This window comes from Flaviramulus multivorans (assembly GCF_021728415.1).
Lineage (GTDB): Bacteria > Bacteroidota > Bacteroidia > Flavobacteriales > Flavobacteriaceae > Sabulilitoribacter > Sabulilitoribacter multivorans.
This window is the reverse complement of the sequence record NZ_JAKKDV010000002.1, coordinates 516,533-531,552: the sequence shown is the minus strand read 5'-3', so window position 1 is coordinate 531,552 and position 15,020 is coordinate 516,533. Positions and strand designations below refer to the sequence as shown.

General features: G+C 29.0%; 15 protein-coding genes. 9 read left to right on the top strand and 6 right to left on the bottom strand.

Annotated features, from left to right (window positions below; all coding sequences use genetic code 11):
• Positions 1 to 2: 2 nt before the first annotated feature.
• Complete coding sequence (locus tag L3X39_RS07270; RefSeq protein WP_237231110.1) at positions 3 to 611, bottom strand: hypothetical protein; 609 nt, start codon at positions 609 to 611, stop codon at positions 3 to 5.
• A 93-nt stretch (positions 612 to 704) separates the two neighbouring features.
• Between L3X39_RS07270 and L3X39_RS07265 the strand changes: the two genes are divergently transcribed.
• The gene (locus tag L3X39_RS07265; protein ID WP_237231109.1) at positions 705 to 1,088 is read left to right on the top strand and encodes a DUF1801 domain-containing protein; all 384 of its coding nucleotides are present in this window, start codon (positions 705 to 707) and stop codon (positions 1,086 to 1,088) included.
• Here L3X39_RS07265 and kdsA read toward each other — a convergent pair.
• Complete coding sequence (gene kdsA / locus L3X39_RS07260) at positions 1,078 to 1,896, bottom strand: 3-deoxy-8-phosphooctulonate synthase (RefSeq protein ID WP_237231108.1); 819 nt, start codon at positions 1,894 to 1,896, stop codon at positions 1,078 to 1,080. The two genes, L3X39_RS07265 and kdsA, sit on opposite strands and share 11 nt — an antisense overlap.
• Positions 1,897 to 1,928: 32 nt before the next feature.
• Positions 1,929 to 2,279, bottom strand: a complete 351-nt coding sequence (locus tag L3X39_RS07255; RefSeq protein ID WP_237231107.1) for a hypothetical protein — start codon at positions 2,277 to 2,279, stop codon at positions 1,929 to 1,931.
• A 142-nt stretch (positions 2,280 to 2,421) separates the two neighbouring features.
• Between L3X39_RS07255 and typA the strand changes: the two genes are divergently transcribed.
• The 8 genes from typA (at position 2,422) to L3X39_RS07215 (ending at position 12,498) form a co-directional block, all read left to right on the top strand.
• Positions 2,422 to 4,221 (top strand): translational GTPase TypA, encoded by a 1,800-nt coding sequence (typA, locus tag L3X39_RS07250; protein ID WP_237231106.1) that lies wholly within the window; start codon positions 2,422 to 2,424, stop codon positions 4,219 to 4,221.
• A 1-nt stretch (position 4,222) separates the two neighbouring features.
• A complete protein-coding gene (locus L3X39_RS07245) occupies positions 4,223 to 4,456 on the top strand; it encodes a uroporphyrinogen decarboxylase (protein ID WP_237231105.1) in 234 nt (77 codons plus the stop codon).
• Positions 4,457 to 4,640: 184 nt separating this feature from the next.
• Positions 4,641 to 5,942, top strand: coding sequence for an O-antigen translocase (locus L3X39_RS07240; protein ID WP_237231104.1), 1,302 nt, complete (start codon positions 4,641 to 4,643; stop codon positions 5,940 to 5,942).
• A gap of 31 nt (positions 5,943 to 5,973) precedes the next feature.
• Entirely contained in the window at positions 5,974 to 7,266 is a 1,293-nt protein-coding gene (locus L3X39_RS07235) for an O-antigen translocase (protein ID WP_237231103.1), read from the top strand.
• Between the two features lie 259 nt (positions 7,267 to 7,525).
• Entirely contained in the window at positions 7,526 to 8,875 is a 1,350-nt protein-coding gene (locus tag L3X39_RS07230; RefSeq protein WP_237231102.1) for a phosphoethanolamine transferase, read from the top strand.
• 129 nt (positions 8,876 to 9,004) lie between these two features.
• Positions 9,005 to 10,309, top strand: a complete 1,305-nt coding sequence (locus L3X39_RS07225) for a hypothetical protein (RefSeq protein ID WP_237231101.1) — start codon at positions 9,005 to 9,007, stop codon at positions 10,307 to 10,309.
• On the top strand, positions 10,299 to 11,414 hold the full coding sequence (locus L3X39_RS07220) for a glycosyltransferase family 2 protein (RefSeq protein ID WP_237231100.1): 1,116 nt from the start codon (positions 10,299 to 10,301) through the stop codon (positions 11,412 to 11,414). The genes L3X39_RS07225 and L3X39_RS07220 overlap by 11 nt, the downstream gene beginning before the upstream one ends.
• A 10-nt stretch (positions 11,415 to 11,424) precedes the next feature.
• On the top strand, positions 11,425 to 12,498 hold the full coding sequence (locus L3X39_RS07215; protein WP_237231099.1) for a glycosyltransferase: 1,074 nt from the start codon (positions 11,425 to 11,427) through the stop codon (positions 12,496 to 12,498).
• Between the two features lie 23 nt (positions 12,499 to 12,521).
• Here the strand turns inward: L3X39_RS07215 and L3X39_RS07210 are convergent, their stop codons facing one another.
• The 3 genes from L3X39_RS07210 to L3X39_RS07200 are packed head-to-tail and all read right to left on the bottom strand — an operon-like array spanning position 12,522 to position 15,000.
• Positions 12,522 to 13,463: a glycosyltransferase family 2 protein gene (locus L3X39_RS07210; protein ID WP_237231098.1), complete on the bottom strand. Its 942-nt coding sequence runs from the start codon at positions 13,461 to 13,463 to the stop codon at positions 12,522 to 12,524.
• Positions 13,463 to 14,314 (bottom strand): glycosyltransferase, encoded by an 852-nt coding sequence (locus L3X39_RS07205; RefSeq protein ID WP_237231097.1) that lies wholly within the window; start codon positions 14,312 to 14,314, stop codon positions 13,463 to 13,465. Before L3X39_RS07205 ends, L3X39_RS07210 begins: the two co-directional genes overlap by 1 nt.
• Positions 14,315 to 14,316: 2 nt before the next feature.
• Entirely contained in the window at positions 14,317 to 15,000 is a 684-nt protein-coding gene (locus L3X39_RS07200; protein ID WP_237231096.1) for a cell division ATP-binding protein FtsE, read from the bottom strand.
• Positions 15,001 to 15,020: the final 20 nt, after the last annotated feature.

Sequence of the window (15,020 nt, the reverse complement as noted above, 5' to 3'; positions counted from 1 at the left end):
TTTTAATTTTTATCATATTTAAAGTACATCCAAGTACCATAAACTATGTGCATAACCCCAAAGCCTAAAACCCAAAACCAAAACCCATAGCTAGGTATTAAAGCACAAATTAAACCCAAAATAATTTCTGTAAAACCTAAATATTTAATATCTCCAATACTGTATTTAGATGCACTTACCAAAGCCAACCCATAAAAAATGAGCATTAAGGCAGCGGTGTGTCCATAACGTTCTTGGTTTAGTATGATTAAAATGTAAATGCCTCCAGTAATTAAAGGAACCAAAAAATTAAACAATAACCGTTTTGATGAACTATCCCATATTTTTTCGTTGTTTTTCTTGGCTTTTTTAGTTGTTAAATAAATTCCTGTGACTATACTTAAAAATGCAACACCTAATAATATAGCAAAACAAATTCTAAAAATAGTTCCATCTAAAATTAAATAACCTCTGACCGAGGTTGTTACTAGCCAATAAGCTATGGTCGCACCAATTAGTGCATATATACCAGCTAAGATTCCAGAGAGTCCACTCAACGAAATAAAACGAGATGATTTATTCATTAAATCTTTAATCTCGCTTATGTCTTTTAAATAATCTTTTGATTCCATATAAAAGTACTTTGAAATACAAAGTAAATAAATAATTTTCAATTTTTCATCATAAATTTTTGTTAAGTTTGAAATAATATCTTTTTTAAAGAAATGAAACCTGCTGAAGATTATATTTTAAGGCAAGAAGAGCCTTATAAAACTATTTTGTTACAACTTCAAAGCATTATTGAAGCGGTTGTTCCTAATGCACAATTATTTTATAAATGGAAAATACCATTTTATTACTGTAACGGTATTCCATTGTGTTATTTGAATCAATCTAAAGACTATGTGGATTTAGCTTTTTGGCATGGTGATGCTTTACAGGAGTATAGAGAGTATTTTGTGGTTACCAACAGAAAAACAGTTACATCTCTACGTTTTAAAACCGTTGATGATATAATAGATGAGGTTATTATTTATGTTATTGAGCAACAATTGTTAATAAACACCAATCCATTTAAGCTTATTTTAAAGCCAAAATCTAAAACTTAGAAATTACTTTTCTTATAGCAACTAAATTAGTGAGAAGCCCTTCTAAGTTATCTAAATGTAACATATTGGCACCATCACTTTTTGCATTCGCAGGATCAAAATGCGTTTCAATGAATAAACCATCTACATTATTTACTACACCAGCTCTGGCAATAGTTTCAATCATATCTGGTCTGCCACCCGTTACTCCTTCACTCTGGTTTGGTTGCTGTAAAGAGTGGGTAACATCTAAAACTACAGGAGCATAGTTGCGCATGGTTGGAATACCTCGAAAGTCAACAATCATATCTTGATAACCAAACATAGTACCTCTATCGGTTATCCAAGCTTTATTATTACCTGCGTCTTTTACTTTTTGTACAGCGTGCTTCATGGCTTCGGGACTCATAAACTGCCCTTTTTTCAAATTCACCACTTTACCCGTTTTAGCTGCCGCAACTACCAAATCGGTTTGGCGCACTAAGAAAGCAGGAATCTGCAAAACATCAACATATTGTGCTGCTAAAGAAGCATCTGAAATCTCGTGAATATCGGTTACCGTTGGAATATCGAAAGTATTTGAAACTTTTTGTAAAATTTTTAAAGCTTTTTCGTCTCCAATACCAGTAAAACTATCAATTCTGCTACGATTAGCTTTTTTGAAGCTTCCTTTAAAAACATAAGGGATTTTTAAGTTATTGGTAATAGTAACTACTTTTTCTGCAATACGTAGCGCCATATCTTCACCTTCAATAGCACATGGTCCACATAAAAGAAAAAAGTTATTAGAATTGGTATGCTTTAACTTAGGAACGTCGTTAAGGTTCATTTGCTTAAAAATTTAAGCAACAAAGTTACATATTAAATATTTTCTTTTAAACTATTTCTTATTATCCATAGCGCCATGGCAAAATTCGCAAATACGAATAGTCCGCCATACACAAAAAACTTTTTAGTTTTATCAGTAAATGAAGTTATATCATATAAATAAGCTAGTATTAAATATGAAGATAAGCACACAAATGTAATGCCTAAAACAAAGTTTAGTTTTTTATTAGGCTTAAATATTTGCCAAATAAAAGGTATGGCAAATAATAGTATAGGATATGCATATATGCCTTCATGTCTATTAACGTCAGTAAACCAATAGGCACTTATGGCAATAAAATACAGATAAGGAATTAACTTTGTATATCGACTAATGGGGCTCATAAAATTATATTTTTGATGTTGAGAGCTTGGTAGTTTGATAAAATTAACGAAAACAAAAAATAAAAATTATAATAGAGACATTATATAACATATTTTTAACTAAATATCACGTACCTTTGCACGCTTAAAATAAGGCGCTATTATGGCTAATATTAAAAACATTGCAATTATTGCACACGTTGACCACGGAAAGACTACGTTGGTTGATAAAATTATGTATCACTGTCAGTTATTTCGTGAAAACGAAAACACAGGAGATTTAATTCTTGATAATAATGATTTGGAACGAGAGAGAGGTATTACAATTACTTCTAAAAACGTTTCGGTTGTATATAAAGACACTAAAATCAATATTATTGACACACCTGGTCACGCCGATTTTGGAGGAGAAGTGGAGCGTGTACTTAATATGGCAGATGGTGTGTTACTTTTAGTTGATGCCTTTGAAGGACCAATGCCACAAACGCGTTTTGTATTGCAAAAAGCTATAGATTTAGGCTTGAAACCTTGTGTAGTTATCAATAAAGTTGATAAAGAAAATTGTACGCCAGAGGAAGTTCATGAAAAGGTATTCGATTTAATGTTTGAACTGGGTGCAGAAGAGTGGCAGTTAGATTTTCCAACCGTTTATGGTTCTGCCAAAAACAATTGGATGAGTGATGATTGGCAAAATCAAACTGAAAATATCGAACCATTACTTGATATGGTTATTGAACATATTCCGGCTCCAAAAATTGAAGAAGGAACTACCCAAATGCTAATCACATCTTTAGATTTTTCATCTTTTACAGGAAGAATTGCTATTGGTCGTTTAACAAGAGGACAATTAAAAGTAGGGCAAAACATTTCTTTAGTAAAAAGAAATGGAAGCATTGTAAAATCGAAAATAAAAGAGCTACATACTTTTGAGGGTTTAGGACGTAAAAAAGTAGACGAAGTTCAAGCAGGCGATATTTGTGCCTTGGTTGGTCTAGAAGGATTTGAAATTGGGGATACTGTTGCCGATTTTGAAAATCCACAAGGTTTAAAAACCATTGCGATTGATGAACCAACTATGAGTATGTTGTTTACTATTAACGATTCTCCTTTCTTTGGAAAAGACGGTAAGTTTGTAACCTCTCGTCATATAAAAGATCGTTTAAATAAAGAATTAGAAAAAAACTTGGCGCTGCGTGTAAATGAAACGGACAGCGCGGATAAATTTTTGGTATTTGGCCGAGGCGTATTGCACTTATCGGTTTTAATCGAAACCATGCGTCGTGAAGGATACGAATTACAAATCGGACAACCACAAGTTATTATTAAAGAAATTGATGGTGTAAAATGCGAACCTGTTGAAGAAATGACCATTGATTTGCCTGAAACTGTTTCAGGTAAGGCTATCGAAATGGTAACTATGCGCAAAGGTGAAATGTTGAGCATGGAAGCAAAGGGTGAGCGTATGGTTTGTCAGTTTATTATTCCTTCAAGAGGAATCATTGGATTGCGAAATCAGCTCTTAACTGCAACTGCGGGTGAGGCTATAATGGCGCATCGCTTTAAAGAATATCAACCCTTAAAAGGAGGTATTCCAGAACGTCAAAACGGGTCATTAGTGTCAATGGAAAAAGGTCAGGCTATTCCTTATTCTATTGACAAATTACAAGATAGAGGTAAGTTTTTTATTGACCCAGGAGAAGATATTTATGAAGGACAGGTAATTGGCGAAAACTCTCGTGGTGATGATATGACCATTAACGTAACAAAAACCAAAAAGTTAAGCAACGTACGTTCTTCTGGCGCAGATGATAAGGCAAAAATTATACCTGCAATTAAATTTTCATTGGAGGAGGCTTTAGAATATATTCAAAAGGATGAATATGTTGAAGTAACACCAAACCATATTAGGTTGCGTAAAATACTTTTAACAGAGGTTGAGCGTAAGCGAAATAAATCAATATAACATGGAATTATTAGGGGTTTCTTATGTTGAATGGATTGGTTATTTAGCTATGGCTACAGTGCTAATATCATTCTTAATGAAATCTGTTGTAAAATTACGAATAGTAAACTCTTTTGGGTGTTTACTATTTGTTGTATATGGATTTGTGCTAACCCCAATTTCAAAACCAATTATTATTACTAATCTGGCTATCTTAGGTATTAATTTATATTATTTAACTAGAAAAAAGTATTAATTAAGAGTTCCAACTACGAATAAGGGTCGGGTTATCTTTTAGTTGGAAGATTAATAAAAGCTAAATGATTTTGTATATTTGGTTTCTTTATTAATGCTAAAAGAATAATTTAATTGTTTTTAGCGTTTAGCTATTGGTTTCAGCCATGTTTAAAAAATTAAATGCTAAGAAAACTTAACATTAATTGAAAAAATTAATAGACTACATAAACAATAAGGTTTTAGTTAAAATTGCCTCGTTACAAACTGCTTCAGTAATAACTAGAATAATAGCCGGATTACTTACTTCTAAAGCAGTTGCGGTTTTTATTGGCCCTGTAGGTTTAGCCTTAATAGGTAATCTTAGAGATTTTGTTAGTGCCTCACATTCTGTAGCAACTCTTGGTTTTTATAAAGGCGTTGTAAGATATGTTTCTGAATTTAAGGATAATACCATAGAGTTAAGTAAAACACTATCAACAGTTTATTATACTGGTTTTATATCAACTATTATAGTTTCCATTTTTTGTTATTTCAACGCACAGTGGATAAATGACACCATTTTCCCAGTATATAATAATTACACTTTTGTAATTGAAATATTTGCTATTGTACTTCCTTTTTATGCTTTAAATGTATTTTCATTCTCAATAATGAATGGCTTTTCAAAGTATAAAATACTTATTGTCATTAACATTATTGGGCAAATACTTAGTGTTTCTATAGCATTACTTTTAATTTACCAGGAAAAGCTGAAAGGTGCTTTAATTTCAGTAGTTATAGCAGAATCTATAATATTTCTAATAACATTGGTAGGTATTATTAATAGACGAAGCTTGGTGCCGTTAATACGTGTTGAGAATGTGAGTTTTGGGTTTTTTAAAAAAATGAGCACCTATTCATTGATGGCGCTTTTTACAGCAGTTTTTTTACCATTAGTAACTATTGCAATTCGATCATATATTATTGATAATGTTGGTTATAAAGATGCAGGTTTTTGGGAAGCCATGACTAGGATATCTAAATATTATTTAATGCTTGTTAGTTCCTTAATAGCATTATACCTTTTACCACGTTTCTCTGAAATTGAAGGCACTAAAGCATTTAAAAAAGAAGTATTTAGCTTTTATAAAACGATAATACCCATATTGGTGATTGGTATGCTACTGGTTTATTTGCTTAAAAAGTATATTATTTTGGCAATTTTTACCGATGAATTTTTACCAGTAGAGGATTTATTTTTATGGCAATTGTTGGGAGATTTTGTTAAAATATTGTCTATAGTTATTGCATATCAGTTTTTAGCTAAAAAAATGTTTTGGCATTACATATTAACCGAAGCTTTTTTAATTATTATTTTATACATTACTAGTATTTATTTTATAGATGTATTTAACAGTGTTAAAGGTGCGGTTGTGGCGCATTTAGTAAGCTATGTTATGTATTACAGTATAATTTTACTGATTTTTGGAAGCTCGCTTTTTGGTATTGATACTGAAAAAAGTTAGACAACTTTTATTAATTTACTTTACTTAATCATTGAATTTACCAAGCTTTATAAAGAATAATTTATTATTAAAAGTAACTTCTGCCAATACAATAGTTGTTTTTATTAGAATGGTCTTTTCAGTTATTACCCAAAAAGCACTAGCTATATTAATTGGTGCTGAAGGTATTGCTTTGGTTGGGAATTTAAAAAATGTTATAAGCTTTTTAGAGCAGTTTTCTATTTTAGGCACATCAAATGGAATAATAAAATATATAGCTGAATTTAAAGAAGACAAAACGCAATTAAATAATTTGTTTTCTACAACTTTTGTTTTTGCAACTTTAGCTTCAATTGTTTCTTTTTTAATTTTATTTTTTGCCTCAGAAACCCTAAACGAATTAATTTTTGGGTTAAATAATGACTACGTTTTTATATTTAAAGTTTTAGCATTTATAATGCCTTTTATGGCATTAAATGCCATTTTATATGCACTACTAAATGGTCTTTCTGCCTATAAATTGTATACAAAACTAACATTACTAACAATTATAATAAGTACAGTTTTAATTGTTTATTTTACTTTAAAATTTAATGTAAAAGGGAGTTTGCTAGCTATTAGTTTAATCCCCATAATTCAATTTTTAACTTATATTATTCTGTTTCGTAATTCGTATAGACCATATATAAATTTAAAGAGCATATCGTTCAATTTAAGTTTTAAAAGTAAATTGCTGTCTTATAGTTTTATGATGATAGTCGTTATCTTTTTTATTAACGTAACGGATGTTGCTATAAGAAATTTAATAGAAAAAGAGGTTGGAATCGCAGATGCTGGTTATTGGACGGCCATGACATCTATTTCAAAAACCTATATGCAATTTTCGGCAGCTGTTTTTCCATTGTATATATTACCTCGTTATTCAAAAATTACAAACACAATTGATTTTAGAAATGAAGTACTCAAAATTTATAAGATGCTATTACCTTTTATAGTTGTTGGAATGTTATTAGTATTTTTTTTAAGAGATTTAATCATACAGCTTCTGTATACTGATGAATTCCTATCTATAGGGAGCTTCTTCAAATGGCAGTTATTAGGAGATTTAGTTAAATTTATTGCAATCGTTATTTCGTATCAATTCTTAGCTAAGAAACAGATAGGATATTTTATTTTTACTGAACTTTTATCGGTTTTATTGTTCTATGCTTTTTCTGAATATTTTATAGGCTTATATGGAACTGAAGGTATTGTAATAGCGCATTTAGTTAGATATATTATATATTTTATTGTTGTGTTGTATATTTTAAGAAACAATTTTTTTGGAATGATTAAAGTGCTATAAACGGGTAAATAAAATGGCTAATTTTAAAACATTATTTTTTAAATATTTATACCTTATAGTATTTGCGTTTATTTTTGAATGCTTTTTTAACAAAATAACGGAGGATGTATTTTTAAATCTAGTTGAGAATATTTTATTTGCAGTTATAGTCATTTGTCCACTATATATTTTTAAGAATTATAGATTGAAAAAATATTATCTGAGTACATCCTTTATTATTTTTTCCTTTGTTATATTTTTGGAAACGGCGTTTTATTATTTGTTTAAAACCATATTTACCGAATCGGCTATTTTTATCGCTTTTGATACCAACTCTAAAGAAACCAAAGAGTTTATTGGGTTTTATATAGATAGGCCTATTATATTTTCAGGAGTTGTAATGCTAATTTTGACTTTGTTGGCATTGTATAAATTAAATAAGCATAGCTTCCAGTTTCAACCTATTGGAAGGAAAATAGCTTTACTTGTATTGAGCATCGTTGTTGTCCTAAAGTTCTCAGGACTCATTATTTATAATTTACCTTATATGGTAGTGAGGTCTGCCGTTCTGTATTATGTTGAATCCAAAAAATTAGCTGAATACGCCATAAATAAAAATGGAGATTTTACCTTTGTTCAAAGAACCTTTGATGAAGATGAAGATGAGATATATGTAATAATAATTGGTGAATCTACTGCACGTTCACATTTAGGAATTTATAACTATTATAGAAATACAACACCATTACTTGATGAAATAAAGAACGACTTATTAATATATAATAAAGTCATTAGCCCTGATACTTATACCATTGCCAGTTTAACAAAGGCGCTTACGTTAGGCAATTATGAAAATCCTGATGGTAAATTTGATGGTTCAATTATTCAATTATTAAACCAAGCAGGCTTTCAAACGTACTGGATTTCGGCGCAGAAGCCATTAGGAGCTAATGATTCACATATCACTAAAATAGGAATGGGAGCAAATGAATCTTATTTCATGAACATTAAAAATGCTAAAGAAGAAACGGTTTTTGATGAAGTTTTGGTTGAAAAAATGAATGAAGTTTTATCTGGTAAAGCAAATAAAAAAGTTGTTTTTTTGCATACTTTGGGTACTCATATGAACTATAAAAACCGCTATCCTGAAAGTTTTAAGTTTTTTAACGATGTACCTGAAACTAAGTTTAATGATAAACATATTTATGATCAAATAAACGCTTATGATAATGCTGTTAGATATACAGATTATATTATAAATAAAGTTATTGAATCTATTAAAAACACCAATACCGTTAGTTGTGTGTTATATTTTTCAGACCACGGAGAAGAAGTTTATGATGATATTGAGTTTGCTGGACATTACAGAGACAGGGTGCAAACCAAAAACGTGTATGAAATACCGTTAATATTATGGCAATCTGAAAACTATAAAAATAAAAGAGTTATTTCATCTTTGAATCTTGATACAAAGTATATGATTGATGATTTGTTTCATTCAATGGCAGATTTATTTTGTATAAAATCCAATGAGGTTGATTCTTCACGAAGTATTTTTAGTGAATATTTTAAAGAAAGAAAACGTATTGTTTTCGACACCGTTAATTATGATATTTACTTTAAAGATTAACTTGGACCACAAATAAAATTCTAATTAGAGGTTTTGAAAAATAAAACTGTTAAATTATTTAAATTAAAGTTATTAAATTTTTGTTGGTTATAACTTAGGAATCAAATTATATAGTAGCTATTAATCATTATGGAATTTTTAAAAAAAATTAAAAACTTAAGACTTTACAACTATGCAAAACTAGTTATATATCTAGCAGTAGGAGTAATTGTAATATCTCGAGGAGCTATATACTACCCGGATAGTTATACTTTTTTGGATATGGCGTTTAACCATTCGCCAATTTATTGTTTATTTTTAAAAGCATTTGTCTGGATATTTAATAGTAATTTTGAAATACCTTTAGTAATAACTCAATATATTATCATTATTTTAGGGATTGATTTTTTATTAAGATATCTTAAATCGCTATTTAAAATACATTTTATTGGAGCACTTATTTTACAACTAATTATGATTGCTCCGTGTATCTATTTGCATTTTTTAGGGAGTGCAATTTTATCGGAAGCAATTACTTACCCAATTTTTTTAGTGTTTTTTAGGTACGCCTTAAAAATGTTTGTTACTACGGACTTAAAATGTGCTTATAGATTAAGTTTTATACTAATAATTTTAATTTTAACTAGAGGGCAGTTTTTAGCTTTTGTTCCAGTTTTACTTTTGATAGCTCTATATGTTGTTTTTAAAGATAAAAAAGGCTTAAAAAGTATACCAGTTTTAATTGTTATTGTTGTATTACCGTTAATTACTAGTTTATCTGAAAGAGTGTATAATAAGATTGTTTTTGGTTATTTTGTAAATAATACCATGAATTATGTTCATTTAATAACCTCACCATTTTTTGTGTCAAATGAAGCAGATGCGGACTTGTTTAAAGACCCAGAGGAGCAACAGTATTTTAAAACAATATATTCGAGTTTAAAAAACTCAAAACTATTAAGAAATCAACTTGATGATAAACTTTTAAAACATGATTATCAATTTTACCATCAAAATTTCTCAAATATATGCAATAAAAGAATATATAAACTTGGATTAGGATTTTATGAAAATGAGAAACTTAGTTTTGAAGAGCAAAACATAAAATTAAACAATCTGTGTTCAAAAATGTTGTTTCCTCTTATAAAAAATAATTTTCAAGATTGGTTTAAATTGTTTTTAAAAAACTTAGTAAACTCATTTGTTAGTGCAAAGCAAATGTTGTTATTTTTAATATTATTATTTTATGGTATTATTTTTTTATATAAGAATAAGGATTCTTTAAGTAAATTCATTGTTTTAGGTATATTACTTATGTTTGCAAACAATGTACTCATAGCTATACCTATGCACTCAGTCAAGCGTTATGTTTTTTATTTTGATTGGTTGATTTTTGCCATAGTTATTTTGTTTATAAACGAAATTTTAAACCTTAAATTAAGTAATGAAAATTGAATTGTCTATTGTAATGCCCTGTTTGAATGAGGCTGAAACAATAAGCTTTTGTATTAATAAAGCAAAGAGTTTCCTGTCAGACAATAACATACAGGGTGAAGTTGTTATTGGTGATAATGGCAGTACAGATGGCTCTCAAGAAATTGCTAAAAGATTAGGTGCGATAGTTGTAAATATTGAAAATAAAGGCTATGGAAATGCATCCATAGGAGCAATTAATTATTCAAAAGGAAAATATATTATCACTGCAGATACAGATGATAGCCATGATATTTTAAATTTATTGCCCTTTGTAAAAAAATTAGAAGAAGGGTTTGATCTCGTTATTGGAAATAGATTTCAAGGAAAAAAACTATCAGAATCTATGCCTTTTTTACATCGTTATATTGGTAACCCGGTGCTTACTTTTATTGGCAATTTATTTTTTAAAACTAATATAGGTGACTTTCATTGTGGTCTAAGAGCCTTTACTAGAGAAGCTTTCAATAAAATGAATTTAACAACCCCTGGAATGGAGTTTGCATCAGAAGTAATTGTTAAAGCGTCCTTGTTAAATTTAAAAATAACAGAAGTACCTACAACAGTTTACCCATCAGGTAGGTCTAGAAAAGCTCATCTTCGAACCTTTCCAGATGGTTGGCGACATTTAAGATTTTTATTGCTTTACAGTCCCAAATGGTTATTTCTTATTCCTGGAATATTTTTTATGTTATTAGGTTTAGCGGGAACATTAACAACACTATTTTCAAACGAGTTAATATCTGAAAAATATATACCATTATTTTCTGGATTGTTATTGATAAGCTTTCAATTTGTTGTTTTCTATGCTTTAACAAAAATTTATGCCACAAATCATGGTTTAATACCAAGAAAGGAAAGTTATAATAAATTGTTTTTATATTTTACTTTAGAAAGAGGTTTGTTATTAGGGTTCCTTTTAGTTGCTTTAGGAGTAGTATTATCTTTTTTTGTTTTACATGAAGACACGACCCTTGAACATATATTAAATACTATGGTTCCCGCTACGACAATTGCTGCAATGGGAATACAGTTAATTTTATTTAGCTTCTTTTTTAGTATTTTGGGTTTAAAAGAAGAAATATAATTATTAGGCAATGTCGAAAAAAATTTGTTTAATCACAACTTCTTTGGCTAATGGTGGAGCACAGCGGTTTTGTGCCTCACTTTCTAAAGTTTTAGACCGATTAGGTCATGAAGTTCATATAGTTACTACGAAAGATTTTGTTGATTACGAATTTTCTGGGTCCTTGTTTAATTTAGAACAAACATTAGAAGGGAGTAATTCTACTTTAAAAAAGATCAAAATTTTAAAAAAATATTTTAGACTTCATGACTTCGATTATATAATAGATAATCGCACGAGAAGTCAATTTTTAAAAGAATTTTTTCTATATCGTTATATATTTAAAGCAAAAAAGATAATATCAATAGTACATAGTCATTATCTTAAAAATTACTTACCTAAATCTGTATTTTTAGCAAAACTAATTTATAACAACAATTATAAAATAGTAGCGGTAAGCAATGCAATTCTTAATACAGTTATAAATAAATATAAGTTCAAGAATTGTGTTCAGATATATAACCCAATTGATTTAAGTAGGATACAACGAAATGTAAATGAAGCTATTGAAGTTAAAGAGAACTATATACTATTTTATGGTAGAATTGAAGAAAGTGTAAAAAATTTAACTTTACTACTTAATGCATATAAAAAATCGGTCCTTTGGCAGAATAATATAAAGCTAAAAATAGTAGGAGATGGGAAAGATACTTTTTTATTAAAAGAAAAAATTAGTGAATTCCAGCTTGAAAATGATGTGATTCTCACTTCATATATAAAGAATCCATTTCCATTTGTTAAGAAGGCTCTTTTTACAACTTTAACTAGTAGACATGAAGGTTTTCCCATGGTTTTAATTGAGTCCTTGGCATGCGAGACACCAGTAATTTCAGTTGATTGTAAATCTGGACCAAAGGAAATTATAAAACATGAAAATAATGGTTTGTTGGTCGAAAATCATAACCCAGAAGCCTTAGCAAAAGCATTTGATTCCTTTGTATTAGATAAAGAATTATATCATAATTGTAAAAAAAATGCCAAGTCTAGTATAAATAAATTTTCAATTGAAAATATTTCTAAAGAATGGGAAAAACTTTTAGTTTAGAATAATCAGGTTTTATTGGTAAGCTAAGAATATGCTGTAAGGTAAATTTTTCTTATTTTTAAAAAGTCCTGAAACTTCTTAATATATTTAAGTAGCATCTTTGGAAACCTTATTAAAAGTTTCTGTTTTACATTTAAATTACTATAATCTATTTCCTTTTGTAATTTTTTATATAATTCCTTATCATTGGTCATTTTGCAACGTAAAACAAGCGCATATCTATTAATATCTAAGTATTTTTTTAATGAAGGATTACTTAATTCTTCTTTATTATAACTGTTTATAAAATCGTATCTTATATAATTATAGTCTTTCTCTTTTTTTGATAAGCTATTGTCAACATAAAAATTGTATCTCATAGTTACTGTTGGATTGAAGCTCACCTCATAATTTAATGCAAACCGAATCCATAAATCTAAATCTTGTGCTGTTTTATAATTTGTATTGAAGCCTCCTAAAGTTTTAAATGCTTCTTTTGAAAAACCAATTGCCGATGTCCATGCGACAGAATTTATTAAGCTCGCTTTAAAATAATCTTCTATTACTAAACATTCGGTATTATATCTAAAATTGAAAGTTGCCTTTTTACAAAAATTTTCATCGTGAAAAACCACATAATTATTACAGTAAAGTCCAACATTAGGAAATAAATCTATTTGTTTCTTTAATTCAAACAAATGATTAGGATACCAAATATCATCTGCATCTATCAGTGCAATATATTTTGACTTGGCTTGTTTCACACCAAAATTTCTAGCGACAGAAGCACCTTGATTTTTTTGTTCAAAAATGGTGATTTTCGAACTTTTTATGGATTTAACCACGTTTAAGCTGTTATCTGTACTTCCATCGTCAACAATAATTATTTCAAAATCATCAAATGTTTGATTTAGGATACTATTAAGAGTTGCCTCGATGTAACTTTCTTTGTTATATAATGGTATGATAACGGAAAAAATGGCCATTAGTTTTTATTTATTGTACAAAAATAACCCAAACGGTAAAAATCGTATAAGAACAAAAGGGGATATGATGAGTTAAAATTAAGCTTTAGTAAATTTTTAAATAGCTTAAATGTTGAATTGATTAACATTGTTAAACGAAAGTTTAATATAAATAGGTAGTACTTATATATTTTTGAATCGTATTTATCTAATATTCCTCTATTTGCTAAGATAGCTAGGTTTTGCATTGCTAATTCTGTTTTTTCAATAAATGTGTTTGCTGAATCTTCGGAATCATGAATTACGCTATTTTTAATAGTAGTGATTTCAATGTTATTTTTAATTAAATTCTTAAAAAAAGTAACGTCTTCATAGCCGTATTTTAAAATAGATTCATCAAAAGGATTGTTATAGAAAATAAATTTCTTAATTAAGAAGTTTGACGAACACAAACTCTTAGATTCCCTTTTTTTAGTTATCAACCATCTAAGTTTATAAGGTTTCTTTGGAATCTCCTTCCTGTATGTCATGCCTCCATTTATTACCTTTTTATCAATGTGTAATAAATAGGATTTAATAAAATCAGCATTTTCTGGAAATGTTCCAGCATCTATAAACAATAGATTGTCGAATTGAGCATTTTTAGCTAACAAATTTCTAATAGCACTTCGCCCAATATTATTTGGTAATTCTTTATAAAAGCAATCTTTTAAAAGGTTAATGTTTTTGTTCGATGTATTTATGGATGACTTAGATCCATCGTCATAAACAAGAATTTCAAATGTAATGTCGCATTCATTACACTGTTTATTTAATTCTTGCGCAAGAGGGTAAGCGTTATATTTATATGTTGGAATTAAAATTGAAAGCATCTTTAACCCTTTCGCTGCACCACTTCATACACCTGATTTTCGTCACACTTTAATGTTTTGCTAGGGTATTTAAGCAAAAGGGCATAATCATGAGTAGCCATTAAAATGGTGTTACCATTCTTGTTTATTTCCTGTAAAACCTCCATAACTTCTACACTGGTTTGAGGGTCTAAATTACCAGTGGGTTCATCGGCTAGTATAAGTTCTGGGTTATTTAGTAAAGCTCGTGCAATGGCCACACGTTGTTGTTCACCACCGGAAAGCTCATGCGGATATTTAAAACCTTTGGTTTTCATATCAACCTTTGCCAAAACTTCCTCAACCCGTTTATCCATCTCGGTTTTATCTTTCCAACCTGTAGCCTTTAAAACAAATAGTAAGTTATCGTTAATGGTTCTATCGGTTAACAATTTAAAATCTTGAAATACAACACCTAATTTTCTTCTTAAAAAAGGTATTTCATTATCTGTAAGCGATTTTAAGTTGAAATCCACAATGTGTCCTTCACCTTCAACTAAAGGTAAATCACCATAAAGTGTTTTCATAAAACTACTTTTACCAGTACCAGTTTTACCAATTAGGTATACAAAATCGCCTTTATTTACTTCTACATTAACATTTGAAAGTACAAGGCTATCACCTTGATAAATAGCAGCATCTTTTAATTGCAAAATGGGGTTCGACATAAAGAAAATGAGTTTTTTAA